A 25436-nucleotide genomic window follows, 5' to 3' on the forward strand; every position below is an offset into this window, starting at 1 on the left:
TGAAAGGCACGTCACGATGACGACCGGTACCGAAGCACCCCGCATCGCCCTGGACCCCTTCGTCACCGACCTGGACGGCGAGAGCGCGGCGCTGCGCGCGGCCGGCCCGCTCGCCGCCGTCGAACTGCCCGGCGGGGTCCCGGTGTGGGCCGTCACGCACCACGCCGAGGCCAGGGCGCTGCTCACCGACCCGCGGCTGGTGAAGGACATCAACGTGTGGGGCGCCTGGCGGCGCGGCGAGATACCCGCGGACTGGCCGCTGATCGGCCTGGCCAACCCGGGCCGCTCCATGCTCACGGTGGACGGCGCCGACCACCGCCGGCTGCGCGGCCTGGTCGCGCAGGCGCTCACCCCGCGCCGGGTGGAGCGGATGCGGGAGCGGATCGAGAAGCTCACCGGGGACCTGCTGGACGCGCTGCCCGCCGACGGCTCCACCGTCGACCTGAAGGCGGCCTTCGCCTACCCGCTGCCCATGTACGTCGTCGCCGACCTCATGGGCATCGAGGAGGCGCGGCTGCCCCGGCTGAAGGTGCTGTTCGAGAAGTTCTTCTCCACGCAGACCCCGCCGCAGGAGGTCGTCGCGACCCTGACCGAGCTGGCGGAGATCATGGCCGCGACGGTGGCGGCGAAGCGGGCCGCGCCCGGCGACGACCTGACCAGCGCGCTGGTCCTCGCGTCGGAGGACGGCGACCGACTCACCGACGAGGAGATCGTCTCCACGCTCCAGCTGATGGTGGCGGCGGGCCACGAGACGACGATCTCGCTGATCGTCAACGCCGTCGTCAACCTCTCCACCCGCCCCGGGCAGCGCGCCCTGGTGCTGTCCGGGCAGGCCGGCTGGCCGGCAGTGATCGAGGAGACCCTGCGGTACTCCACCCCCACCTCCCATGTCCTGATCCGGTTCGCCACCGAGGACGTGCCGGTCGGCGACCGGGTGATCCCGGCCGGGGACGCGCTGATCGTGTCGTACGGGGCGATCGGCCGGGACGAGAACGCACACGGGCCGACCGCCGGGGAGTTCGACGTCACCCGCGAGACCCGGAACCGGCACATCTCCTTCGGTCACGGCCCGCACGTGTGCCCGGGCGCCGCGCTCTCCCGGCTGGAGGCGGGGGTGGCCCTGCCCGCGCTGTACGAACGGTTCCCCGGCCTGGAGCTGGCGGTGCCGCCGAGCGAGCTGCGCAACAAGCCGGTGGTCACGCAGAACGACCTGTTCGAGCTGCCCGTGCGGCTGCGTCCCTAAGGCCTGTCGTCCGGATCATGCCGGGCCCCGGGCGCGGCTTGACTTCGAGAGCGCTCCAGCTCGTAGCGTCGCGGACGGCGCGCACGGTCCCTCCCACGGGATGCCGGGTGCCGGGATCCGTCGCTAGATGGAGTAAGGCCACGGGCCGCGCCGGAACGACGATCGGGTACGCACGAAGGGATTTCCCATGCAGAAGCGCAGGCTGCGGGACCTCCAGGTATCGGCCATCGGGCTGGGATGCATGGGGATGTCCGCCTTCTACGGCTCCGCCGACCAGGGCGAGGGCATCGCGACCATCCGGCGCGCCCTCGAACTGGGCATCGACTTCCTCGACACCGCGCAGGTCTACGGGCCGCTCACCAACGAGTCGCTCGTGGGTGAGGCGATCAAGGGGCACCGCGACGAGTACGTGATCGCGACGAAGTTCAACTACCGGATGGACGACGCCGTGCCCGGCGACATGAGCACGGTCGGCCGGCCGGACGGCTCGGCCGAGCACGTGCGGGCCTCGGTGCACGGCTCGCTCCAGCGGCTCGGCACCGACCACATCGACCTGTACTACCAGCACCGGGTCGACCCGGACGTGCCCATCGAGGAGACGGTCGGTGCGCTGGGCGAGCTGGTCGCCGAGGGCAAGGTGCGGTACATCGGGCTGAGCGAGGCGAGCGCGGAGACCATCCGGCGGGCCGACGCCGTACACCCGGTGACCGCGGTGCAGAGCGAGTACTCGCTGTGGTCGCGGGACGTGGAGGCGGAGGTGCTGCCCGTCTGCCGGGAGCTGGGCATCGGCTTCGTGGCGTACTCGCCGCTCGGCCGCGGCTTCCTCGCCGGCCGGTTCAGCTCCCCGGACGAGCTGGACGCGAACGACTGGCGTCGCCAGAACCCCCGCTTCACGGACGCCCATCTGCAGGCCAACCTGCGGCTGGCGGAGAAGGTCAAGGAGATCGCCGCCGAGAAGGACGTGACCCCGGCCCAGCTGGCGATCGCCTGGGTGCTGGCGCAGGGCGACGACCTGGTGCCGATTCCCGGCACCAAGCGCCGCACCTATCTGGAGCAGAACGCCGCCGCTGTCTCGGTCGAGCTGACCGCGGACGACCTGGCCCGCATCGACGCCGAGCTGCCGCAGGCGTCGGGTGAGCGCTACGACGAGGCGGGGATGCGGACGGTCGACCGCTAGCCGGCGCGGGGGGGGCGGAACCGGTGTGGCCGAGGGCACAGCCGGCCGGTCCGGGCGGGGCCGGCGGGGCGGCTGTGAGGAACCCCACGCGGGCCCCAACTCGCCCTGCACGCGCGGGTGGTCGGGGGACGCCGGCCGGGGCGGCCGGTCGCCGTGGCGCGACCGCGGTGTCCCGTCTGCCACGATGGTCGGCGCCCTGACCAGGCGGCCCGGCCGTGCAACGCCGCCGGACCGACGGGAACCGCCGGTCTGTCCCACCGCCTGGTTGTCGAGTACCCCGCCGTGCCCTCTTCCTCTGCCCTGCCCGCGCCCACGTCCCTGTCCCCAGCCGCCCCGGCCTCCCGTTCGCCATGGCGTTCCCTGCGGTACCGGAGCATGCGCTGGTGGTCGGCCGCGAACTTCGTCTCCAACGCCGGTACCTGGATGCAGCTCACCGTGCAGAACCTGCTGGTGCTGCACATCACGGGCTCGGCGGCGGCGACCGGTCTGTCCATGTCGGTCCAGGCCGCGCCCGCGCTGTTCGTGAGCCTGCTCGGCGGCGCGGCTGTGGACCGCTGGCCCCGGAAGCTGACGGTCACCGTGAGCCAGGCCCTGCTCGGCGCGGTCGCCTTCACGACGGCGCTGCTGGTGGCGCTGGACCGGATCGACATGCCGGCCCTGCTGGTGCTGGCCGCGGTGACCGGCGTCATCGCCACCGTCGACGGGCCCGCCTGCGCGCTGCTCGGCAACGATCTCGTGCCGGTGGCGGACGTGCCGTCCGCGATCGGCGTGGGCGCACTGGTGCACAGCGCCGGCCGGCTGGCCGGGACCGCCCTGGCCGGCATCACCGTCGGTTTCCTCGGCACGGGCGCCGCCTACGCCGCCAACGGGCTGTCGTTCCTGTTCGTGGCCGCGGTGGTGCCGTTCCTGCGGCCGGCGCCGGGGGCCGCTCCGGAGCCCGCGGCCGGGCCGCGGACGGTACCGGCCCCGGCGCCGATGACCGTACGGGAGGGCCTGTCCTTCTTCGCGCGCCGGCCGCGCCTGGTCGCGCTGGCGGGCATCACCGGGCTCAGTTCCGTCTTCGGCCGCAACTACGGCCTGACGCTCGCCGTCCTCGTCACCGGGCCGCTGGCCGGCGGAGCCGGGGCGTTCGGCACGGTCTCCACGGTGCTGGCCGTCGGCGGCATCCTCGGCGCGGTCCTCGGCGCCCGGCTGCGCAGGCCGTCCGTGCGGACCGTGGGCCTGCTCGCGGCTGCGGGCGCGCTGCTCCAGGTGGTGGCGGGCCTGTCCCCGTCGCTGGCCGTGCTGCTGGTGCTGGTCCTGCCGATGGCCATCGTGGAGTCCGTCTCCGACACCGCCGGTACGGCCGTGCTCCAGACCGACCCGCCGCCGCACCTGCGGGGCCGGGTGCTCGGGGTGTGGAGCAGCGTCGGCACGGTGTGGAGCCTGGGCGGGCCGCCGCTGCTGGGCCTGCTGATGGAGTGGGCCGGTGCGCGCGGCGCCCTGGTGGCCGGCGGGCTGCTCATCGCCGGGTCGGTCGGCGCGGGTCTGCTGGTGCACCGCCGCGCCGCGCCGTCGGTGCCGCTGACGGTGTGCGCGAAGGACGGCGACATGACCGGCCGCGCGGCCCTGCAGACGGCGGCCTGACGCCCCCGGCCCCGGTGCCGGCCGGTGTCAGCCGGGCCGGCCGGGCAGGTGGTACACGTGGAAGGCCTGCCCGATCACCGGCTGGGCGACGTTGCGGACGCGGACGCCTCCGCTGGTCATGCCGTGCTCGGTCCCGGCGTGGGCGTGGCCGTGCACCGCGAGGTCGGCGCCGCCGGTGTCGATGGCCTCGGCGAGCAGATAGCTGCCGAGGAACGGATAGATCTCCAGCGGCTCCCCGGCCAGGGTGTCCGGGACCGGCGAGAAGTGGGTCAGCGCGACCGTCGCGTCGCAGTCCTGCTCCTCCAGGTGCTTCAGGGCGCCGAGCAGGGCGTCGGCGCACCGGCGGGTGTAACGCACGAACTCCTTCATGAGCGGTTCGCCGAACTCCCCGGCGCAGCGGCCGACGAAGCCGCCGCCGAAGCCCTTGGTGCCGGCGACCCCGATCCGGGCACCGTCGGCGGTGACGACGGCGGCCTGCCCTTCGAGGACGTGCGCGCCGGCGTCCCGGAGGATCGCGGCGACCTCCTCGGGCCGCTCGTCGTGGTGGTCGTGATTGCCGAGTACGGCGACGACGGGCACCCCGATGTCCTTGATCTCCCGGGCCACGATCGCGGCCTCCTCCGGTGTGCCGTGCCGGGTGAGGTCGCCGGCGAGCAGCAGGACGTCGGCGCATTCGGGCAGCGTCTCGAAGGAGGGCCGCAGGGTGCCCTGGCTCTCGGGGCCCATGTGGATGTCCCCGACGGCCGCGACGCGGATCATGTCAGGTCCTCTCCGTGGTCGGGCGAGGAGGTCCCGGCGATGAGCAGGTCGCTGTGGACCGGGTGCCCCGCCAGTTCCTCGCGGGCCATGCGCAGGATGTCCTCCCGGCACTGGGTGGACGGCACGGTGCCGGTGAGCAGGACGGTGTCGCCGCGCAGTTCGAGCCGTACGCCGAGCTCGGCGAGATCTCCGCCGGCCAGGTGCTCGGCGAGGTGGGCGACGCGGTAGTCCAGGCTCCCTGCCGCCGACGGCGGCGGGCTGGTGTCGGTCATGGCTGCCCCTCCTGGGGGTTGATCACGTTCAGCCGTTCGAGGAGGAAGAGGAAGGCGGCGGGCATGGGCTGGTCGCCGCACGACGCGCGGACCGTGTCCCAGTCGACCTTCTCGCGGACCGCGCGGGCCACCGGCAGCACCGATCCGAAGTCGCAGTAGTGTTCGGAGAAGGCGCTGATCAGGCTGCGGAGCAGATCGGTCGGCGAGAGCACGGGCATGAGCACCGAGTCGACCGGCAGGACGTGCGCCCGGTCGAGCATGTCCCGGGTGACCGGCTGGTGGGCCAGCGCGAAGATGATGTCGATGTTCTGCCCGTGGCAGGTGGTCTTCAGCAGCCAGTCCTCCGGCGGGGTCCGCACGCCGAGACCTGCCTCGCGCAGCGTGGCGGCCACCGCTTCCGCGTCGTCGGGCAGGATGGCGAAGTCGGCGTCGTGCTGGAGGTAGCGGCTGCCGCCGTGGGCGTAGACGGCCACGCTGCCGGCCAGCGCGAAGGGATGGCCGGCGCGTTTGAGCAGCGCGCCGATCGCCTTGGTGGCCTCCAGGATGGCCTGGCTGCGGTCCTGCGGCAGTTCCGACGGCTCGTGCGCGGGCATGAGCGGGTCCGGCCCCGAGGCGAGCCGGAGTTCGGTGACCTCCGGCCGCGTCAGGGGCGCGGTGTCCTCCCCGTTGTGCGTCATGACCTCTCCATTCGGCACCTCGCACCCCGGGCGGCGGCCCCGGGGGGTCGTACGGGTACCCGGCGCTCCGCCCGCGACACGGCGTCGCCGGAAAGGTTCACTCCGCCACCACGGGCGCCGGGGTCCCGGCGCCGCGGACCCGGTGTGACGTGCGCGGCACCCGCCCCGGGCGCAAGCTGAGAGGCATGGCACCTCCGCTCGGGCGCGTGGGCCCACGGCAGCCGTGGCAGTCGGCGCACGCGCTGCTGGTGCTCCCGGTCGCGCTCATCGCGGTGATCACGGTGGTGGACCTGCGGTCCCCGAACGACGTCCACCTCGGGCCGGCCCTGGTGATCGCGCCGGCGCTCACCCCGTCCTTCGCGGGGCCCCGGACCACGGCCTGCATCGGGGCGCTCGCGGTGGCCGCCCAGGCGCTCATCGGCATCCGACACGGCGGGATCGGCACCACGAACCACGTCGTGCAGCTCATCACCCTGTCCGTCCTGGTGGTGCTCACCGTCGTCTACAGCGCGCTGCGCCAGCGCCGGCAGGCCCAGCTGGCCCAGGTCCGCACCGTCGCCGAGGCCGCGCAGCACGTGCTGATGTGGCCGCTGCCCGAGCAGATCGGCCCGCTGCGGATCGCCTCGCTGTACCTGGCCGCGGAGGACGAGGCGCAGATCGGCGGCGACCTGTACGCGGCGACCGTGAGCGACGGCGCGATCCGGCTCCTGATCGGTGACGTCCGCGGCAAGGGGCTGCCCGCCATCGGTGAGGCCGCGCTGCTGCTCGGCGCCTTCCGGGAGAGCGCCCACCGGCACATCCCGCTGGCCGAGCTGGCGAACCGGCTGAACCAGAGCGTCACCCGGTACGCGGCCGATCTGGAGACCCCGGAGGAGGAGGGCGAGCGGTTCGCCACCGCCCTCCTCGTGGAGATCCCGGACCGCGACCCGGTCACCCGGATGACCAGCTGCGGTCATCCGCCGCCGCTGCTGCTGAGCCCCGGACACGTCGTGACGGTCCCGAGTCTGCACCCGTCGCCGCCCCTCGGGGTGCACGACAGCAGCGAACACACACTGGACGTGTTCTCCTTCGAGCCGGGTGACACACTGCTGCTGTACACGGACGGGGTCGTGGAGGCCCGGGACGAACACGGCCGGTTCTATCCGCTGTCCGACCGGGTCGTGCGGTGGGCCGAGGACAGCCCCGAGGCGCTGATGCACCACCTGCGACGCGATCTGCTGGCCCACGTCGGCGGCCGGCTCGGCGACGACGCCGCGCTCATCGCGGTACACCGCACCCACGTCGAACGCCGCCGGCACCACGGCCGCGGGGACCCGGGCCGCGGCGGCTGAGACGCGCGGCCGGCGGTGGTCCCGTTCCCGCTCCGGTGCTCGCGTTCACCTGCGTGTGCGGCGATGTTCGGTTCGCGGGGTGGCCCTTCCCGCCGGGGCGTTGCGAGAATCTGCGGCGGGCATCCCTTCGCGCCGACGCCTGACGTGCGCCCGCCCCGACCCGGGAGGTATCCGATGCCGGCACCCTTACGACGTCTGCTGGCCGGTCTGGCCCTGCTGCCGGCGCTGCTGTCCCCCGTGGCCGCCCAGGCCGCACCCGGTGGTCCCGTGAAGGGCCGCTTCGACCTCCAGGCGCACCGCGGCGGCCTCGGCCTGACGACGGAGGAGTCCCTGGAGGGCTTCGGCAAGGCGCTGCGGCTCGGGGTTTCCACGCTGGAGCTGGACACCCAGGTCACCAAGGACCTGCGGGTGGTCGTCAACCACGACCGGCAGATCAGCGGCGTGAAGTGCCGGGACACCGGCCCGGCCACCCCCGGCGACCCGCTGTACCCGTATGTCGGCAAGTACCTCAAGGACCTGACGCTCGCTCAGGTCAGGACGCTGGACTGCGGCTACCAGCAGCTGCCCGGCTTCCCCGAGCAGGAGGTCGTCAAGGGCTTCCGGATGGTGGAGCTGAAGGACGTCCTGAACCTGGTCGAGCGCTACCGCGCCCGGGGCGTGCGGCTGAACATCGAGACGAAGGTGGAGGCGGGCGCCCCCGAACAGACCGCGCCCCGCGAGGTGTTCGTCCGCCGGGTCTACGAGGAGATCCACCGCTCGGGCATCGAGCGTCAGGTCACCATCCAGTCCTTCGACTGGGGTGCGCTCAGGGTGATGCACCGGCTGGCGCCGCGGTGGCCGCTGGTGGCACTGACGAACTACGACTTCCTCCAGGTCGGCAAGCCCGGCGCGTCCCCGTGGCTGGGCGGGATCGACGCCGACGACTACGACGGGGACTTCGTCCGCGCGGCCGCGACCCTGCCCGGGGTCACCACCCTCTCCCCCAACTACGGCTTCCCGCAGAGCGGCAAGGTCGGCGACCCCGGGTTCCGGTTCTACTCCGACGCGGCGATGGTCGCGCGGGCGCACGCCCGGGGGCTGAAGGTGGTGCCGTGGACCTGCGACGACCCGGCGACCGTGGAGGCGCTGATGGACCTGGGCGTCGACGGGATCATCACCGACTATCCCGACCGCGTCCGGCGGATCATGGCCGACCGCGGTATGCCGCTGCCCCGGTCCTACCGCCCGCACGGCCACGGCTGACCGCCGGGCGGGCGTGAGCCCCGCTCCGAATGGGGCGGGGCGGGACCCACGTCCGGGCCCCTCGTCAGCCGGCCGGCTTCAGGCCGGTGATCTTCAGGGTCTTGAGGTCGGACTGGACGTCGATCCGGCTGACCTGCGCGTGCGGGCCGTCGCCCCAGGTGAGCGTGACCCGGCTGGTGGCGTGGCCCATCCCGGAACCGGTGTAGGTCACCTTCCACTTCACCGGCACGTTCTGCGCGAAGAGGATGCCGTCGGCGTGTTCCTTCTTCTCGTAGGCGGCGACCTGCTTCCGGACGGCGGACGAGAGGTAGAAACCGCGCAGCGCCTTGGCGGCGGGCGCGGCCGTGGCGTCGTCGGTGGCCCAGACGGCGTCGATGTAGGCGCCGTAGAAGTCGGCCACGTGCTGGGTGGTGTTGCGCGGGTCGCCCTGGGCGGACGACACGGCGGCGGCGCGGGTGGTGTGGCTCGCGGAGACACCGGCCAGGGCGGGCGTGACGGCGGCCAGGGTGAGGCCGGCGGTGAGCACCGTTGCGGTGAGCAGGGTCTTGCGCTTGCGGACGGACATGTGCGTCATTCCCCCGGTTTCTTCGCGACCGGTCCGATCCCGGCCGTCGACGGACCTTAAGACCGCGTTTCCCCCTGCCTGGTTCCGCCTGCGCTGCTGTTCTTTCCGGTCATTTCCGGTGCCGACGCCCTCCGTCCCTCGACGAGCCGGGCGAGGTTGTCCAGGGCCGTGCGGGTTCCCTGTTCGTTGTCCCGGGGGGCGATCGCGTCGGGGACGCCCTCGTGCCGGATCTCGACGTCCGTGCCGTCGCCGGCCCCGGTGAGCGTCGTCGTCATGGTCATCGTGGGCAGCAGGGTGTCGTCGCCGGTCTCGAAGGCGAGGACCTCGACGACGAGGGCGCCGGGCACGAGCCGGGCGAAGTGGCCCTGGTAGGTGTCCGTCCGCCCGCCCGACTTGCCGGCGCGGGCCGGATCGTCGTAGGTGAGGGAGATCCGGAAGGCTCCGCCCTCGCGGGCGTCGAAGGTGTGCACGCGCGCGGTCATACCGGCCGGGACCCGCCAGGCGGCGACCGCCTCCGGGTCGGTCAGGGCCCGGTAGACGGCGTGCGGCGGCGCCTTCACGTGCCGGGTGACTCGGGTGGTGTGCATGGGCTCACGGTAGCGGTCCGGCGACCGCCCCCGCCGTCGTACGGCGGGAGGCGGGGCCGGGGTCCGGGAGGTGGGTCGGACCCCGGCCCCGGGTCTGTCACGGCTTGCGGGCGACCGCGCCGTACATCGCGATGTCCGCGTCCCGGATGCCCTGCTCGCCGCTGCCGTCGGGATGCCACTTGTGCACCTGGACGATGCCGGGCTCGACCAGGTCGAGGCCCGTGAAGAAGGCGTGGGCCTCGTCCAGGGTGCGCAGCCGCATCGGCATGTTGCGGGCCGCGTACTCGTAGGCGACCCGGCCCACCTCCTCCGGCGCGAACTCGGCGGTGCCGATGGACATCGCCAGGTAGCTGCCGGAGGGCAGCGGCTCCAGCAGCCGCCGTACGACGCCGACCGCGTCGTCCGCGTCCAGCATGAAGTGCACGATCGCGATGACGGTGAGCGCGACGGGCCGGCTCAGGTCCAGGGTCTCGCGCAGTTCGGGGGCGTCCAGGATGGCCGCGGGGTCCCGGAAGTCGGCCTCCAGGTAGGCGGTGCGGCCCTCGGGGGCGCTGGCCAGCAGGCCCTGGGAGAGGGTGAGCACGATCGGGTCGTTGTCGACGTAGACGACGCGGGACCCGGGGGCCACGGCCTGGGCGATCTCGTGCAGGTTGGGCGAGGTCGGGATGCCGGTGCCGATGTCCAGGAACTGGCGCATGCCCGCCTCCTCGGCGAGCCAGCGCACGGCACGGTTCATGAAGTCTCGGTTCGCGCGCATGTGCACCGGGAGCGCGGGCCACTCCCGCGCCATCGCGTCGCCCGCCTCCTTGTCGGCGGGGTAGTAGTCCTTGCCGCCGAGTATGTAGTCGTAGATGCGGGCGGAGTGGGCGTTCTCGGTGTCGATCCGGTCGGCCGGCCATCCGTTGTCGGGCACGCCGTGTCTCCCATTCGGTCGAGGGGTCGGATGCTTCACGTCACAGGGGGCGGGTGCGGGTCACAACTCCTTGCGCAGCGTGCCGAGCAGGGTCTCGGTCCTCCGGGGGGAGGCGGCCTGGGCGCTCAGCCGGTCCAGGGCCTCGCGGTAGACCACGACGTCCTCCGTCTTGTCGAGGTAGACGGCGCCGGCGAGGCCCCTCAGGTAGGCGATGTCGGGCAGTTCGCGGGCCTGGAACCGGAAGAGGTGGTAGGCACCGGCCCGCAGGGCGGGATGCGGTCCGTTGGCGAACGGCATGAGCTGCAGGGTGACGTGGGGCAGCCGGTTGACCTCCAGGAGGTGGTCGATCTGCGCCCGCATCACCCCCGGGCCGCCGACCGGCCAGCGCAGGACGGTCTCGTCCATCACCACCCACAGCCGGGGCGGTGCCGGCCTGGACAGCAGTTCCTGGCGGCGCATGCGCAGGGCGACGCGGCGTTCGACGGCCTCGGCGCCGGCGTGCGGCTCGTCCGTGGTCAGCAGGGCGCGGGCGTAGTCCTCGGTCTGCAGCAGGCCGTGCACGAACTGGTCCTCGTACGCGCGGATCTGCAGGGCCGCCTGCTCCAGGCTGAGGTAGGCGGCGAACCAGTCGGGCATGACGTCCCGGTAGGTGTGCCACCAGCCGCGCTTGTTGGCCTCGCGGACGGACTGCAGGAAGGTGTCGATCTCCTGCCGGTCGGTGACGCCGTAGACCTGGAGGAGTTTCTCGGCGTCCGCCAGCCGCAGCCGGGCCACCTTGGCGGCCTCCATGCGCCGGATCGTGGAGTGGCTGACACCGATGGCGGCGCCCGCCTCGGCGTAGCCGAGGCCGGCCCGGGTGCGCAGTTCCTCCAGCTGTCTGCCGAGGATCATGCGCAGCACGGAAGGGGCGCCGCCCCAGTCGGTCTCCGCGGTCACGCCCCACCCCCTCGTCAGGTCCCAGGTCCCGCACATCACCCTCGCACGTGATCGGGCTTGCGAGCCCATTCGATCACGTTCTGGCGAATGCAGCATGCACTTCCCCACTTGCAAATTTCAACTTGCTGGTTGCGGAGCGTGGTTGGCAGGTGCCAGAGTGGACCTACTGCTCCGGCCGACCCGCGGAGCAGGCGGCGCGGCCGGTCAGGGGAGACAGCCGCCGGCACGGCCTGCTGTCAGGCGGTGTGACGTCTGCTGCCCGAACGGCCGGCCCGATGCCCGCGGCTCCACCCGCGAGGCCGGACGAAAGGCGCACGGCGATGGCTCCGCCTCCCCTCCCCCGACCGCCCCACGACCACGGACCGGACCGACCGCACCTGATACGGGGCGGAACGTTCCGGGCCGCACCGCCGGCTCCGGCCGGCGTCCCCGGACCACCCGGAGGCGAGCGTCCCGGTCGACTCCCTGGGCCCCACGGCCCCGACCGGCTCGCCTCCGGGGCCCCGCTCCCCGGCTCCGCCGGCCGCCTCCGGCCCGCGGGCACGGGCGTCGGCGCGGCCTGAAGAACTCCGGTGCGGGCGCGGCCTCTTCCGCGTAGCTGCGGAAGAGGCCTCACCTGCCTCGGCTCCCTCCCCCCACCGTCACACCCGGACCACCCCACTCGTCCGAAGGACAGCCATGCACCACACCACCCCCACGCCCGCGCCCGCCGCCGACCCGTCCTGGACCCGCACCCACCCCAAGCCCGGCTCGGAGCGACGGGCCGGCTGAGCCCGGCCGCGCAGCGTTACGGGATCCGGCCCGCGACCCGCTAGATTCACCGCCGGTGCGGAGCGTCCGCGCTCGTCGGCGGTCCGGTTCCGGCACGGACACCGGGCCCGCCGCGTCCGCCGTTCCCGCCGGGGGTGCCATGGTCTGGTCGCTGTTCCGCCGCGGCCGGTCCGCGGCCGGACTTCCCGTGCCGGGGCGGTGCGCGCCCGGCCGGCACGCGCTGGCCACCGAACGGCTGTTGCTGTTCACCCCGCGGACCCGGCTGGACGTGGTGGCGGCGCTGGCCGCCAGCGCGGACGCCGGGGCCCAGCGGTGGCTCGGCACCAAGGCGGACGAGGTGCTGCCCGACCCCGACGCCCGCCGGATCGCGCTGGCCTGGCCGCCCGCCGGCGACGGCCGCCGCATCCCGCCCGTCCTGGCCGAGCCGTTCAGCCCCGGCCCGGACGACCCGCTGCTGCTGGTCTGCGTGCGCAGGTCCGACCTCCGTTACGCCGGCGCCCTGGAACTCCATCCACAGCGGGGCGAGATGGGCGGCTGGCTGGCACCGGGCTGCCGCGGGCAGGGCCTGGGCACGGAGCTGTTCCGTGCGGGCGTGGAGCTGGCCCACACCCATCTGGGCCTGGCCACGATCCGCGCCGGGGCCGAGCCCGCCAACGCCGCGAGCCGGCGGGCCCTGGCCGGCGCGGGTTTCCTCCCGGACCGGGGCCCGCTCCGCCACACCCTGCCCGACGGCCGCGTCGTCGACGCGGTCTGGCACCGCCACGACACCCCGACGACCACCCGATGCCATTGACCGAGCCCCGCGTCCCCTGCGGGGCCTCGGCAACGGCCGGACGGCAGCCCGTCGCGTGCGGGGCGCCACCCGGTCCGCCGACACGTCACCCTGCGGGCAGCCCGGCCGTCGGCCTCGGCCGACGCGAACGGCCGTCCTCCGCCCGACGCGTCCGCCCCCCGCTGCCGAGGGCAGCGACGCCAGCTCGGTCGAATCAACGGCGCAGCCGGCGCACCCGATCCGCCGGCACCTCAACCATGCGGGCAGCCCGGCCGTCGGCCTCGGCCGACGCGAACGGCCGTCCTCCGCCCGACGCGTCCGCGCCTCCCCGCTGCCGGGGGCAGCGACGCCGGCTCGGTCGAATCAACGGCGCAGCCGGCGCCCCCAATCCACCGGCACCTCAGCCATGCGGGCAGCCCAGCCGCCGGTCTCGGCCGGCCGCCACCGCGTGCGCCCGGCTCGCCGGCCCGCCCGGTGCTTCGGGGTCAGGTGGTGTTTCTGCGGCGTTCCGTCAGCCGGTGCTGGTCGGGCCAGCGGACGTCGTAGGCCCAGCCGAGGTGTTCGAACCAGCGGATCAGGCGGGCGCTGGCGTCGAGTTGGCCGGTGAGCACGCCGTGCCGGGCACTGGTGGGGTCGGCGTGGTGGAGGTTGTGCCAGGACTCGCCGAAGGAGAGCGGGGCCAGCCACCACACGTTGCCCGAGCGGTCCCGGCTGCGGAAGGGGCGGGAACCGGACGCGTGGCAGATGGAGTTGATGGACCAGGTCACGTGGTGGACCAGGCAGATGCGGACCAGTCCGGCCCAGAAGAACGCGGTGAGCGCGCCCTGCCAGGACCGGGTGAGTGCCGCGCCCAGCAGCGCGGGCAGGGCGAGGGACGCGAGGACCAGGACGCCGAAGCGCCGGGAGATCAGCATCAGGGCGCGGTCGCGGACGAGGTCGGGCGCGTACGTCCGCGGCGGGGCGTGCTCGGTCTCGAACAGCCAGCCAAGATGGGCGTAGAGCATGCCCTTGGCGAGGGCACGGGCCGAGTGGCCGTACCGCCAGGGCGAGTGCGGGTCGCCGTCCCGGTCGGAGTACTTGTGGTGCTTGCGGTGGTCGGCCACCCAGGTGATGAGCGGGCCCTGCACGGCGAGGCTGCCGGCCAGTGCGAGGGCGATCCGCAGCGGCCGCCTGGCCTTGAACGAGCCGTGGGTGAAGTGCCGGTGGAAGCCGACGGTGATGCCGAGTCCGCTGACCAGGTAGAAGGCGACGGCCAGCGCGAGGTCCGCGGGACTGAGCCCGTGCCGCCAGGCCAACGGCACGGCGGCGAGCACGGCGAGGAACGGTACGGCGACGAAGACCCCGATCATCAGCTGCTCGCCGGTGGGCCAGGACCGCCTGCCGGCCGCCAGTGGGGTGGATCCGGAGAACTCCGAGGACATGGCGACCCTTTCTCGGCCGGGGACCGGGCTAGTCGACGGCGGTGAAGGCGAGCACGGCGTTCTGGCCTCCGAAGCCGAAGGAGTTGCTGACGGCGGCTCGTATCCGGTGCGGGCGGGACGTCTTGGTGACGACGTCCAGGTCCATCGCCGGATCGAGGGTGTCCAGGTTGGCGGTGGGCGGGATCAGCTGGTGGCGCAGGGTGAGCACGGTGCAGGCCGCCTCGATGGCCCCGGCACCGCCGATGGCGTGCCCGATGGTGCCCTTGACAGCGGTGACGGGCGGCGGCCGGCGGAAGACCCGGTGCAGGGCGTTGTGCTCGGCGGCGTCGCCCTGCGGGGTGGCGGTGCCGTGCGCGTTGACGTGGTCGATGTCCTCGGGGGCCAGGCCGGCGTCGGCGAGGGCGCCGCTCAGCGCGCGGGCGGCGCCGTCGCCGTCGGGGTGCGGGGCGGTGAAGTGGTGGGCGTCGCAGGACGCGCCGAACCCGGCGAGCAGGGCCTCGGGCCGTACGCGCCGGGCGCGGGCGTCCTCGGTGCGTTCCAGGACGAGCACGGCGGCGCCCTCGCCGAGGACGAAGCCGTCACGGTCCCGGTCGAACGGGCGGGAGGCCGCGTCCGGGGTGTCCGCGCGGCGGGACAGGGCGCGCATCTGGGCGAAGCAGGCGGCGGTCATGCGCAGCCGCGCCGACTCGCTGCCGCCGGCCAGGACCAGGTCGCAGCGGCCGGACAGCAGCCAGTCCCGGGCCAGGCCGAGCGCGCTGGTGCCGGAGGCGCAGGCGGTGCTGACCACCATGTTGGGGCCGAGCGCGCCGAGGTCGAGGGCGATCTCGGCGGCGGCCATGTTGGGCACGCTGCGGGGCAGCGCGAGCGGGGAGACGCGTTCGGGGCTGTGGGCGGCGAGCCGGTCGAACTCGGCCTGCCAGCCCTGCATGGACCCGGTGCCGACACCCATCACCACGCCGACCCGGGCGCCGTCCCAGCCGTCGGGGGCGAGGCCGGCGCCGGCGACGGCCTCGCGGGCGGCGAGCAGCGCGAAGGTCGTGAACCGGTCGAGCCGGCGGGCCAGCCGGTGCCCGAGCAGGCCGGCCGCGTCCAGGCCGGGCACCTGGCAGGAGAAGGCCACGGGCAGCCCGTCCAGGGCGGGGTCGGCGGTGGCGGTGGACCGTCCGGCGCACAGGCCCGCCCAGGCCGCGTCCCGGCCGATACCGGCCGGGGTGACCATGCCCAGTCCGGTGACGGCGACCGGGGCCCGCCGCGCGCCTGTTCTCACCTGCTGCATGAGGCGTGATTATCCGGGGCGCGGGCAGCGGTTCCGGGCCGCCGCAACTCGTTCGGCCCAGGTCGGCCGGTGCTACCACCCGGATGCGTGAACGCGGATGCGCGCGGGCGGGCCGGCCGGGGTCAGTGCCGGCCGGCGGGCGCCTCGTCCAGGGCGCGGACCGCGCTGGACCAGGCTCCCGCGAGCGCGGCCTCCAGGTCGTCCAGCGGTCGGTCGGCGGTGTCCAGGCGCAGGGCGGGGCCGATGTGCACGTGGACGCGGGGGCGGCGCACGGGCGCGGTGGCCCAGCCGGCGAGCTGCTTGGCGCGGCTGCCGGAGGAGACCCGGCGGGCGCCCGCGTGGCCGACGGGGACGACCGGGGCGCCGGTGGACAGGGCGAGCCGGACCACCCCGGACTTGAGCCGGCCCGGCGGGCGGTCGTGGGAGGTGTCGTAGCGGGACAGGCCGCCCTCGGGGTAGACGAGCACACCGCGGCCGGCGGCGAGGGCGTCGGCGGCGTGCCGCAGGGCGTCCGGGGCGCGGCGGCTGCCCCGGTGGACGGGCACGTACCCCTCCCGGGTCAGGGCCCGGCCCAGCAGCGGCACCCGCCACAGCCCGGCGGTGGCGAGCACCGCGGGGCGCAGACCCAGCCGGTGCAGGGTGCCGATGAGCAGCACCGGGTCGAAGAACGAGGTGTGGTTGGCGGCGAGGACGTACCCGCTGCCGGGCGGGTACGCCAGGTGGCCGGTACCGCTCACGCTCGTGTCACTGAAGACGGGCACCAGGGCCCCGGCCCACGCGGACAGCATGGGGCACTCCTCTCCGCCGTGTCCGGACCGGCTGCCGGTCGTCACCGGCGGCGCGTTCCGGCGCACGGCCATTCTGCCCCGAATGCCTGTTTGACGTGCGGTGCCCGCGGGCCGGTGGCTCAATGGCCGTCATGGACTTTCTCGCCGCGTACGACGCGATCCCGGAGGACGACGTCCCGCAGCGGGTGGCCCTGCTGCGCACGACCATGGAGACCGGCAGGGCGGCCCTGTTCGCCGAGCTGCGCGCCCGCAGGCCGGTGTTCAGCACGCCCGTCGGCGTGTTCGTCACCCGGCACCCCGACGTCCTGGAGGTGCTGTCGGCGCCCGGGACGTTCACCGTGGGGGTGTTCGGCCCGGCGCTGGAGGACGTGCTCGGCGCCCCGTTCATCCTGGCCCGGGACGGCGGTGACGTGCACTGGCGGGAGCGCGGGTACGCGCAGCTGATGCTCGCCGCCGAGGACGCGCCCCGGGTGCGGGAGCTGACCGCGCGGATCGCCGACGAGGTGCTGGACGAGGTCACCGCCCGGGACACCGACACCTTCGACCTGGTCCAGGACTACGCCCGCGTGGCCGCCGCCCGGGTCGCCGCCGCCTATCTGGGGATCACCGGCATCGCGGAGGAGACGCTGCACTCGTGCACCCGCCGGATGCAGTGGGCGTTCGCCGTCAACCCCGGCCGCGACCCGGAGATCCACGCGGCGGGCGTGGCGGCGGGGCGCGAACTGCACGACGAGGTGGCCGAGCTGATCGAACGCCGGCGGGACACGGCCCACGACGGCGGCCCCGACGACGTCCTGGGCAGGATGCTGCGCACCCGGCTGCCCGCCGAGTACGGCTTCGACGACGAGCGGATCAACGCCAACCTGGTGGGCTACCTGACGGGCTATCAGCAGAACGCCACCCAGTGCACGGCGACCGCCCTCAAGGAGCTCGCGGTGCGTCCCGAGGTGCTGGCCGAGGCGGCGCGGGCGGCGCGGGACGGCGACCCGGCGCGCTTCGACGCCTATGTGTGGGAGGCGCTGCGCTTCCACCCGTTCGTGCCCGTCACGCCCCGGCTGTGCCTGCGGGACCACGTGCTGGCCGCGGGCACCCCGCGGCAGACGGTGATCCCGGCCAAGAGCGTGGTGCTGGCCTGCTTCGCGTCGGCGATGTTCGACGAGGACGTGCTCGACGCGCCGGAGGAGTTCCGGCCCGGCCGGCCGCCCGCGCACAACCTCGTCCTCGGCTACGGCGCCCACGACTGCGCCGGCAGGTACGCGGCCCGGGTGATCGTGCCCGAACTGGTGCGGCGCGTGCTGCTCCGTCCCGGTGTGCGCCCGCTGCCGGGCGCCGAACGCGCCCTGGACTACGCGGGCACCCCGTTCCCCCAGCACTACGCGGTGCGCTCGGGCCGTGCCGCCGTGGCCCCGAACTGACCCCACCCGGACCGGCGGTGACCGCCGCCCGGCCGGGACGGCGATCCGGCCGCGCCCCCCCGCCCGAGCCCGGCCACGACCCGCCTGTGCGCGGCCCGGCCGTGACCCGCGTCGCGGCACCGGGACCCGACCCGTGAACCGACCGGAGGACCCATGACCGTCACCACTCGTCCGTCCCCGACCCGGACCGTGCCGTGGACCGGGGCCCGGGACAGGTCCCGGGACGGGTTGCGCAACCGCTTCGAGACGCACCTGCTGACCCATTACGGCCCGGCCTGGCAGGCGGCCCAGCGCAGCCGGTGGCTGCAGCGCAGGCTCAACTCCAAGCTGACCGACCTGGCCGTGCTGAAGGCTCCGACGCGCCCCGACCCGCTCAGCACCAAGGCCCCGTACACCTCGTGGGACTCGCTGACCGACCGGTCCTGGGTGGGCCGGCACCTGCCGCCGGTGGCCGCGCCGCCGAAGGACCTGCCCGCCCCGGAGAAGGTCGCCGAGCTGTTCCGCCGGGAGGGCGAGGGCCGCCCGTGCACCCGGTCCAGTGCGCTGCTGCCGGCGTTCGCGCAGTGGTTCACCGACGGCTTCCTGCGCGGACATGCGGCCACCGGCGACCCGCGCCGCACCGACTCGCCGCACACCCTGGACATGTGCCAGCTGTACGGCGACCGTGAGGAGGTCACCGCCTGTCTGCGCACCTTCGAGGGCGGCCGGCTGAAGAGCCGGATCATCGACGGGGCGGAGTTCCCGCCCGCCCTGTGCGCGGACGGGAGGATCACGGACGAGTTCCGGTCCATCCGCCCGGTCCGGTTCGACGAGGTGCCCGGGGAACTGCTGGACACGCTGTTCGCGTGCGGCGGGGAGCGGGTGCACGCGCACATCGGGCCGATGGCGCTGAACGTGCTGTTCCTGCGGGAGCACAACCGGGTCGCCGGCCTCCTCGCCGCCGCGCATCCGGACTGGGACGACGAGCGGATCTTCCAGACCACCCGCAACACGCTGATCGTGCTGATGATCCGGGTGATGCTGGAGGAGTACATCAACCACATCACGCCGTACCACTTCGGCTTCGTCCTCGATCCGGTGCGCACCGACCGCGGGGTGTGGCACCGGGAGAACTGGGCGACGATCGAGTTCAGTCTGGTCTACCGCTGGCACAGCCTGATCCCGTCGGCGTACACCATCGCCGGCCGTCCGGTGCCGCTCGCGCGGACCATCGCCAACGGGCGGCTGGTCGTGGACCGGGGGCTCGGCCCGCTCTTCGAGGACCTCTCCCGGCAGCCCGCCGGTCTGTCCGGCCTGTTCAACACCGACGAACTGCTGCTGCCGATCGAGGCGCACAGTGTCGCCGTCGGCCGGGAGCTGCGGCTGGCCTCGTACAACGACTACCGCGCCTACTACGGCTTCCCCCGGGTCACCGACCCGCGGCAGATCTCCGGCGACCCGCGGGTGCAGGAGGCGCTGCTGGACCTGTACGGCGATGTGGACGCGATCGACCTGTACGTCGGGCTGTTCGCGGAGGAGCCGGAGCCCGGCGCGATCTTCGGGCGGCTGCTGGAACGCATCATCTCCGTCGACGCGTTCTCCGAGGCGCTGAACAACCCGCTGCTCTCGCCCCGCCTGTTCGGGCCGGACACCTTCTCCCCCGAGGGCCTGCGCGTGGTCCGCGAGACGCGCAGTTTCTCCGACCTGGTGCACCGCAACCTGCCGGAGGACAAGGCGCGTTACGACGTGTCGCTCGGCCGGACCGCGGCCGGCGCCCGGGCCGCCGCGGCCCGCTGAACCCGGCTCAGTCCCCGGCTCGCGCGTGCGCGAGCAACGCCTCGGCGGCGGTGCGCAGTTGCTCCGCCGCCGTGACGCAGGCGGCGGCCTGCCGCTCCAGTGCGGGCCGGCTCCTCGCGGGGGCCGCCGGACAGCCGTCCAGGGTGGCCGCGGTGGCGCGCAGCCGCCGCGCGTACTCCTCCATCAGCTCGGCGTCCGACCGCAGCGAGCCGACGTGGTCGAGGAGTTCGGTGTCGTACGACGTGACGTCGGGGGACTCGGTCACCATGGCGTGCTCCCGCGGGCGGTGGGGTGGGGTTGCGTCAGCGCGGCAGTACGGCGCCGGCGCTGCGGTGCTGCATGAACTGGGGGCAGGTGAGGACGAACCGGGGCCGGGCACCCTCCAGGCCGAGCCGGCGCAGTTGCCCGGCGAGGGGTGCGTCCGCCGCGGTGTCCAGCCGCAGCCGGATGCCGGCGCCGGTGTGCAGCCGCAGCCTGCCGTGGGTGCGGACCAGCGTGCGGATCGTGCTCTCGCCACGGCGGCCGTAGAGGATCCAGTCGGCCTCGGGGCAGCGCAGGCCGCGCCGGAGACGGCCGTCGACGGTCATGCCGAGGTCCGGGGAGCGGACGCCGATCTGCCGGCCCGTCAGGTCGGCATCGGCGGTCACCCGCAGTGCGGGCTGGGCCCAGATCTCCTGGCCGACGACCCTGGCCTCCTCGCTGGTGACGGCGAGGCAGAGCACGTGCCGGCCGGTGCGGCGCAGGTCGGCGCGGCGCAGCAGGTCCAGCGCGACGTCGTAGGGGCGCGGCCGCCACAGGTCGTCGACCAGCACGGACAGGACGATCTCGGTGTACGGGCCGATCGTGGTGCAGCGGTGCTCGTACAGCGAGAGCACGGCCATGGCGCCCCGGCCCAGCCGGCTCGGCGTCATCCAGGTGACGTCGGGCAGCAGCCCGCGGGCCGCCCCCGCGTCGACGCGGAAGCACAGGTGGGCGGCGGAGGAGTCGTAGTAGCGCACCGGCACGTCGACGGGGCCGGCCGCGGTGGGCACCGAGGTGGTGGGCAGGGTGAGGAAGGGGTAGCCCTCGGGCGGGTTGGCGCGGTCCTTGAGCTGGTAGGCCTGGGTGCGTACGACGGGCCCGCGGTAGGGGGCGAGGGCCTCGTCGACGCGCTCGCGGGCCTCCGGGACGACGGTCCTGAGGTGCTCGATGTACTCGCGGAGCATGTGGCACAGCGGGAACTCGTGGGCGGGCCCGGTGTAGTCGACCTCGTACCAGTTCGGATGCGGGTCGAACGCGGAGCCCGCGCCGCGGCCGTCGAGGACGGGCACGATGTCGTGCTGGTTGGTGATGCTGGCGACCCAGGTGCGAGGGTCCGCGGGCTTCTTGTTGTCGACCGGGGAGCCGACGGCGATCACGTGGGTGACCCGGTAGGTGCGGCAGAACTCCTCGTCCTGGGCCAGGTTCATCACCGCGATGCCGCCCTCGCTGTGCCCGATCAGCGCGAGGTCGGCGCCGCGCGGGATGCCGTAGTCCGCCAGGGCGAGCAGGATCGAGCGGGTGTACGGCGAGTCGGCCATGAACAGGTTGCGCCAGGCGCCGACGAAGTCCTGCGGGGAGTCGTTGCGGGGGCGGCCGGGTGCCATGCCCGGCGCCTGGAGGACGTACCGGACGACGCCGTCGGGGCCGCGCACGTTCTGCAGCAGGATCCGCCCGTCGGTGGAGAGCATCTCGATGTTGCGCAGGAACCCGAGGAAGGAGCCCTCCGGGGCGATGACCTGGCGTTCCTGGTCGGTCAGGTCGACGGCCTCGGCGGCGCCCTCGCCCTTGTCCAGGCCGGCGAGGTGGGCGGCGCTGACGCCGTGCAGCGGGTCGGCGGACAGTTCGCGGCCGGTGGCCAGCGCCCAGCCGGTCTCGTCGTTCTTCGGGTCCTCGTCCAGCAGGGCGCGGATCGCGAGGAGTTCGGCCATCACCGGGGCCAGCCCGGACAGCGCCCGCTGGGCTCCCTGGTCGCGGAACAGAGCGCGCAGGGAGCGTACGGCCGCCAGGTCCTTGTCGGCGGTGACGGCCTCCGTCAGCCGGCGCATGCCGGGGTCGCGCTCGAACTCGGGGTGGTCGACCAGCACGGCGGCGATCCGCAGCCGCAGCGAGGTGACCGCCACCAGCGCGGCCAGGCTCTCCCGGCCCAGCACTTCCCCGGCGGCGCCGATCACATGCCCCATGCCCTTCGGTGCCGTGATCGCGGAACCGCCGAGGCCCTGCTTGTTCGTCAGGGCCCGCAGCAGCGCCCACCGGGCGGCGAGGCCGCTACGGGGGCGGCGGCGGGCGGAGACGGTCAGGGCCGGGGCGAACAGCGCCGTGCTGGTGCGTTCGGACACCGCGCGGATGCCCTCGGCGACGCCGACCACGTCCCGCGCGCACCGGCGCAGCAGTTCCCTGGCGTCCTGGCCGTCCGGCGCCGGCCGTCCGGGTGCGCTGCCGTCCGCTCGCATCCGACACTCCCTCGGCTCGGCCACTCAAGGACAGGGCTGCGGCCGCGTCGGGGGGCGCGGCCTCGCTCCCATGGTCGGCCAGGGCGTCCGCGCCCGCACCTTCATCCATCCAGGTAGAGGATGCCGCCGGGTGCCGTACGGCCCGTCGAGCCTGGGCCGCAGGGGCATATGGCTGCCGCATAATCGCCGCACATGACCCCCTGTATTCCCCCGCCTGCCCTGGTGGGAGGCGCGCCGTGACCCTGTCCTCCGAACGCCCCGAGGGCCTGGGCACCCCGCTCCCCGACACCGTTCCGGTCAGCCGGCCGCTGCGCACGAACACGGTGCTCACGATCGTGGTGCTCCCGCTGGCCGTCCTGGCGCTGGCCCTGCCCGTCGCCCTGGCCGGCGGCTGGGGGCCCCGCTGGTACGACGTGGCCCTCGGCGCCGGGATGTACGCGCTGTCCATCATGGGCATCACCGCCGGCTACCACCGGTATTTCACCCATCTGTCGTTCAAGGCGAAACGACCGCTGCGGTTCGTCCTCGGTGTCGCGGGCGGTCTCGCCATGGAGGGCCCGGTGACGCTGTGGGTGGCCGAGCACCGCCGCCACCACCAGTACGCGGACCGGGAGGGGGACCCGCACTCGCCGTGGAAGTACGGCACCGGCCGGCGGGCGCTGCTCAAAGGGCTGTGGCACGCCCAGGTCGGCTGGTTCTCCTCGACGGTCCGGTCCCACTACCCGCGCTACGCCCCCGATCTGCTCGCCGACCCGGACGTACGCCGCCTGGACCGCTGGTACCCGCTGACCGTCGCCGTCTCCCTGGGCCTGCCGCCGGTGCTGGTCCTGGCCGTCACCCAGGACACCCGCTCCGCGCTGATCACCTTCTTCTGGGCGAGCCTGGTCCGGTACGCCGTCGTCCACCACGTCACCTGGTCGGTCAACTCCGTGGCCCACGCCTTCGGTCCGCGCCATTACACCACCCGCGACCAGTCCCGGGACGTGGGCTGGGTGGCCCTGCTGACCTTCGGCGAGGGCTGGCACAACCTCCACCACGCCGACCCCAACAGCGCCCGGCACGGCGGGCTGCGCGGCCAGCCGGACCTCACGGCGTGGCTGATCGCCCGGTTCGAGCGGTGGGGCTGGGCGTACGACGTACGGTGGCCCGACGAGCGGCGGATCACCGCGCGGCTGCGCGAGGAGGCCGCGGGCAGGGAACCGCACCCTCAACCACCCGTGAAGTAGCGGGTGAAGGGAGCGGAGCCGACGGCGAACAGGCCGGTGAAGGTCTGGTTCAGCTCGTAGACCAGCAGCACGGTGAAGGTGATGAGCGCCGTCAGGCCCATCACCATCACCACGTGGGTGAAGCTCCGCCGCACCCCGAACATGAACATGAAGACCACGGTGAGCACACCGCCGACGACCAGGCCGAACCACAGCACGGGTGACAGGGAGTCGGCCACGTCCGCCTCCCGGCCCCGCCGGGCGTCGTCCAGCGCGCTCAGCTCGGCCAGGGTCTCCTGGAGCGTGGCCTGCTGCACCGGGGTGGCGTCGGCGGGGACCTGGCCCGCCGCCCGCAGGTCGTTGAGCAGTTCCCAGCCGCGCCGGCCCGGCGGCTGCCCCTGCGCCATCGCGGGCCACTCGGCGGACACGACGTGGTGCACGTACGCGTCGACGGCTTCCCGGGTCCGCTCCCCCTCCGGCGCCGGCAGTCCCGCGGACAGCAGCCGGATCTGGTGGGCGGCGCTCGCCTCCGCCTGCACATGGCCCACCGCACCGGACCGGGTCTCCCACACCGACACCATCGACAGGCCGAGGACGAGGGCGTAGAGCACGCCGACCATCATGGAGATGTACTCGGCGACGTCCTCGCGGGGTTCCGCGTCCGGGGCGGGGGGCCAGTAGTGGTGCCGGATCATCACGACGCCCGCGGCGACCATGGCGATCCCCACAACGACCGCGAAGGTCTCGATCATCGGCTCGGTCTCCTGTCGTCTCGGAGTGCTGCGATGTGTGAACGGCCGCTGTCCGTCGCCTACTTGCCGATGCGCCGCGAGCCGAGGAGGGCCGCGGCGAGGGCGGCCGGGATCAGCATGAGGAGCAGCAGCGCGAGCAGCCCGAGCCCTGTGGGCCCGCCGCCGGGGCGGATGAAGCGGGACATGATGGAGGCGTTCGGGGGGTGCTGGGGCGGGGTGCGGGCGGTCGGCGTTCGGGGGGACGGGGTGCGGGAGGAAGGAGTGGGGGGAGTGGAGGGGGTGGCGGCCGGGGGGCGGCTCGGTGGGGCGGAACGGCCGCCGGTGGTCTGGCCGCCGGTGGTCAGGCCGCCCGTCGCTTCGCCGCCGGTTGCCTCGCCGCCGGTGGACTGACCGCCCGTGGCTTCGCCGCCCGTGGACTGGGCTCCGGTCGCCGCGCCACCGGTCACCGCGCCTGCGGCGACGCCGCCTTGGCCGGCGGAAGCGCCTGCGGCCACGCCGACGGTGGCCCCCGCACCGCCGGCTCCGGCACCGCCGGCTCCAGCGCCTCCTGCGGCGGCGGCACCGGCCGCACCCGCTCCTCCCGCGGCAGCGGCACCGGCCGCACCCGCTCCTCCTGCGGCGGCGGCACCGGCGGCACCCGCTCCTCCCGCGGCTGCGGCTGCTGCACCGGCCGCTGTTCCGGCGCCGGCCGCTGCACCGGCTGCTGCACCGGCACCGGCTGCGGCACCGGCTGCTGCTCCGGCACCTGCGGCTGCTCCTCCGCCGGCCGCGGCACCAGCCCCGGCCGCCGCAGCGGCACCGGCCACAGCGCCAGCTCCGGCGGCGGCTCCGGCACCCGTCGCCCCTCCCCCGGCCGCACCCGCGCCCGCGGCGGCTGCTCCGGCGGCGGCACCGGCACCGGCTCCCGCTCCCGCTCCTCCGGCCGCAGCACCCGCACCGGCCACAGCACCGGCACCGGTGGCGGTACCAGCACCTGCTCCGACTCCCGCGCCCGCTGCCGCTCCTCCGGCCGCAGCACCCGCACCGGCTGCGGCACCGGTACCTGCACCTGCACCTGCACCTGCTCCGGCGGCGGCGCCCGCAGCAGCACCCGCGCCCCCGCCCGCCGCAACACCCGCACCTGCACCTGCACCTGCTCCGGCGGCGGCGCCCGCTCCGGCACCGGCACCGGCACCCGCAGCAGCACCCGCGCCCCCGCCCGCCGCAGCACCCGCACCCGTACCCGCTGCCGCGCCGGCACCCGCGGCGGCGCCCGTGCCGGGAACCGCCGCCCCCGGGGCGGGAGCGGCCGCGGCGGGCGCGGGGGCTGCCAGGCCGGGTACGGGGGCGCCCGTACCGGCCGGAGGCAAGGGCGGGGGCGGCGGGAAGACGGCTCCCGGCGGCACCGGCAGGACCGGAGGCGCGGGGGGAGGCACGGGCACCGGCGGCGGAACGGGTGCGGGGACGGGAGGGGGCGGGGGC

The 25436-nt window shown here is 74.5% G+C and carries 24 protein-coding genes; 9 read left to right on the forward strand and 15 right to left on the reverse strand.

Annotated features, from left to right (window positions below):
- Window positions 1–16 precede the first annotated feature (16 nt).
- The 3 genes from IG05_RS0130840 to IG05_RS0130850 all read left to right on the forward strand — a co-directional run bounded on the left by IG05_RS0130840 (window position 17) and on the right by IG05_RS0130850 (window position 4046).
- Window positions 17–1243, forward strand: coding sequence for a cytochrome P450 family protein (locus IG05_RS0130840; RefSeq protein WP_030347325.1), 1227 nt, complete (start codon window positions 17–19; stop codon window positions 1241–1243).
- Window positions 1244–1430: 187 nt separating this feature from the next.
- On the forward strand, window positions 1431–2420 hold the full coding sequence (locus tag IG05_RS0130845; RefSeq protein ID WP_030347326.1) for an aldo/keto reductase: 990 nt from the start codon (window positions 1431–1433) through the stop codon (window positions 2418–2420).
- 375 nt (window positions 2421–2795) lie between these two features.
- Entirely contained in the window at window positions 2796–4046 is a 1251-nt protein-coding gene (locus IG05_RS0130850; protein ID WP_030347327.1) for an MFS transporter, read from the forward strand.
- Window positions 4047–4073: 27 nt separating this feature from the next.
- On the opposite strand, the gene IG05_RS0130855 is transcribed toward IG05_RS0130850, so the two are convergent.
- From IG05_RS0130855 to IG05_RS0130865, 3 genes are read right to left on the reverse strand one after another with little or no spacing between them, the layout of a single operon-like run.
- Window positions 4074–4805, reverse strand: coding sequence for a metallophosphoesterase family protein (locus IG05_RS0130855; RefSeq protein ID WP_030347328.1), 732 nt, complete (start codon window positions 4803–4805; stop codon window positions 4074–4076).
- Entirely contained in the window at window positions 4802–5077 is a 276-nt protein-coding gene (locus IG05_RS0130860) for a BON domain-containing protein (protein WP_030347329.1), read from the reverse strand. Before IG05_RS0130860 ends, IG05_RS0130855 begins: the two co-directional genes overlap by 4 nt.
- Complete coding sequence (locus IG05_RS0130865; RefSeq protein ID WP_030347330.1) at window positions 5074–5754, reverse strand: nucleotidyltransferase family protein; 681 nt, start codon at window positions 5752–5754, stop codon at window positions 5074–5076. Before IG05_RS0130865 ends, IG05_RS0130860 begins: the two co-directional genes overlap by 4 nt.
- 185 nt (window positions 5755–5939) lie before the next feature.
- On the opposite strand from IG05_RS0130865, the gene IG05_RS0130870 reads away from it, so the two are divergent.
- Window positions 5940–7085, forward strand: coding sequence for a PP2C family protein-serine/threonine phosphatase (locus IG05_RS0130870; RefSeq protein ID WP_030347331.1), 1146 nt, complete (start codon window positions 5940–5942; stop codon window positions 7083–7085).
- Between the two features lie 174 nt (window positions 7086–7259).
- Window positions 7260–8327 carry a glycerophosphodiester phosphodiesterase family protein gene (locus IG05_RS0130875; protein WP_030347332.1) on the forward strand — a complete coding sequence of 356 codons (1068 nt, stop codon included), beginning with the start codon at window positions 7260–7262 and terminating at the stop codon, window positions 8325–8327.
- Window positions 8328–8391: 64 nt separating this feature from the next.
- Here the strand turns inward: IG05_RS0130875 and IG05_RS0130880 are convergent, their stop codons facing one another.
- The 4 genes from IG05_RS0130880 to IG05_RS0130895 all read right to left on the reverse strand — a co-directional run bounded on the left by IG05_RS0130880 (window position 8392) and on the right by IG05_RS0130895 (window position 11328).
- The gene (locus tag IG05_RS0130880) at window positions 8392–8901 is read right to left on the reverse strand and encodes a hypothetical protein (RefSeq protein WP_030347333.1); all 510 of its coding nucleotides are present in this window, start codon (window positions 8899–8901) and stop codon (window positions 8392–8394) included.
- 47 nt (window positions 8902–8948) lie between these two features.
- Window positions 8949–9479 carry an SRPBCC domain-containing protein gene (locus IG05_RS0130885; protein ID WP_051790422.1) on the reverse strand — a complete coding sequence of 177 codons (531 nt, stop codon included), beginning with the start codon at window positions 9477–9479 and terminating at the stop codon, window positions 8949–8951.
- Between the two features lie 97 nt (window positions 9480–9576).
- Window positions 9577–10392: an SAM-dependent methyltransferase gene (locus tag IG05_RS0130890; RefSeq protein ID WP_030347335.1), complete on the reverse strand. Its 816-nt coding sequence runs from the start codon at window positions 10390–10392 to the stop codon at window positions 9577–9579.
- Between the two features lie 60 nt (window positions 10393–10452).
- A complete protein-coding gene (locus IG05_RS0130895) occupies window positions 10453–11328 on the reverse strand; it encodes a helix-turn-helix domain-containing protein (protein WP_030347336.1) in 876 nt (291 codons plus the stop codon).
- A gap of 910 nt (window positions 11329–12238) precedes the next feature.
- On the opposite strand from IG05_RS0130895, the gene IG05_RS0130905 reads away from it, so the two are divergent.
- Window positions 12239–12892: a GNAT family N-acetyltransferase gene (locus tag IG05_RS0130905; protein WP_030347337.1), complete on the forward strand. Its 654-nt coding sequence runs from the start codon at window positions 12239–12241 to the stop codon at window positions 12890–12892.
- A gap of 464 nt (window positions 12893–13356) precedes the next feature.
- Here the strand turns inward: IG05_RS0130905 and IG05_RS0130910 are convergent, their stop codons facing one another.
- From IG05_RS0130910 to IG05_RS0130920, 3 genes are all read right to left on the reverse strand, one after another.
- The gene (locus tag IG05_RS0130910) at window positions 13357–14292 is read right to left on the reverse strand and encodes an acyl-CoA desaturase (RefSeq protein WP_051790425.1); all 936 of its coding nucleotides are present in this window, start codon (window positions 14290–14292) and stop codon (window positions 13357–13359) included.
- Between the two features lie 28 nt (window positions 14293–14320).
- Window positions 14321–15568 (reverse strand): beta-ketoacyl-[acyl-carrier-protein] synthase family protein, encoded by a 1248-nt coding sequence (locus tag IG05_RS0130915; protein ID WP_030347339.1) that lies wholly within the window; start codon window positions 15566–15568, stop codon window positions 14321–14323.
- A gap of 122 nt (window positions 15569–15690) precedes the next feature.
- Window positions 15691–16356, reverse strand: a complete 666-nt coding sequence (locus tag IG05_RS0130920) for a lysophospholipid acyltransferase family protein (protein ID WP_030347340.1) — start codon at window positions 16354–16356, stop codon at window positions 15691–15693.
- A gap of 131 nt (window positions 16357–16487) precedes the next feature.
- On the opposite strand from IG05_RS0130920, the gene IG05_RS0130925 reads away from it, so the two are divergent.
- Together IG05_RS0130925 and IG05_RS0130930 are read left to right on the forward strand one after the other, a co-directional pair.
- Window positions 16488–17771 carry a cytochrome P450 gene (locus IG05_RS0130925; RefSeq protein WP_158839048.1) on the forward strand — a complete coding sequence of 428 codons (1284 nt, stop codon included), beginning with the start codon at window positions 16488–16490 and terminating at the stop codon, window positions 17769–17771.
- A 153-nt stretch (window positions 17772–17924) separates the two neighbouring features.
- Entirely contained in the window at window positions 17925–19547 is a 1623-nt protein-coding gene (locus IG05_RS0130930; RefSeq protein ID WP_030347342.1) for a peroxidase family protein, read from the forward strand.
- 7 nt (window positions 19548–19554) lie between these two features.
- On the opposite strand, the gene IG05_RS0130935 is transcribed toward IG05_RS0130930, so the two are convergent.
- Window positions 19555–19815 (reverse strand): hypothetical protein, encoded by a 261-nt coding sequence (locus tag IG05_RS0130935; RefSeq protein WP_030347343.1) that lies wholly within the window; start codon window positions 19813–19815, stop codon window positions 19555–19557.
- Between the two features lie 34 nt (window positions 19816–19849).
- Window positions 19850–22018: an acetoacetate decarboxylase family protein gene (locus IG05_RS0130940; protein WP_051790441.1), complete on the reverse strand. Its 2169-nt coding sequence runs from the start codon at window positions 22016–22018 to the stop codon at window positions 19850–19852.
- Between the two features lie 236 nt (window positions 22019–22254).
- On the opposite strand from IG05_RS0130940, the gene IG05_RS0130945 reads away from it, so the two are divergent.
- Window positions 22255–23244, forward strand: coding sequence for an acyl-CoA desaturase (locus IG05_RS0130945; RefSeq protein ID WP_051790443.1), 990 nt, complete (start codon window positions 22255–22257; stop codon window positions 23242–23244).
- Here IG05_RS0130945 and IG05_RS0130950 read toward each other — a convergent pair.
- The 3 genes from IG05_RS0130950 to IG05_RS48020 all read right to left on the reverse strand — a co-directional run bounded on the left by IG05_RS0130950 (window position 23226) and on the right by IG05_RS48020 (window position 25215).
- Entirely contained in the window at window positions 23226–23975 is a 750-nt protein-coding gene (locus IG05_RS0130950) for a DUF4239 domain-containing protein (RefSeq protein WP_030347346.1), read from the reverse strand. The two genes, IG05_RS0130945 and IG05_RS0130950, sit on opposite strands and share 19 nt — an antisense overlap.
- A gap of 59 nt (window positions 23976–24034) precedes the next feature.
- Window positions 24035–24160 carry a hypothetical protein gene (locus IG05_RS50070; protein WP_267883331.1) on the reverse strand — a complete coding sequence of 42 codons (126 nt, stop codon included), beginning with the start codon at window positions 24158–24160 and terminating at the stop codon, window positions 24035–24037.
- Between the two features lie 257 nt (window positions 24161–24417).
- Complete coding sequence (locus IG05_RS48020) at window positions 24418–25215, reverse strand: hypothetical protein (RefSeq protein ID WP_158839050.1); 798 nt, start codon at window positions 25213–25215, stop codon at window positions 24418–24420.
- Between the last annotated feature and the right edge of the window lie 221 nt (window positions 25216–25436).

It is taken from the genome of Streptomyces sp. NRRL S-1022 (genome assembly GCF_000720135.1).
GTDB lineage: Bacteria > Actinomycetota > Actinomycetes > Streptomycetales > Streptomycetaceae > Streptomyces.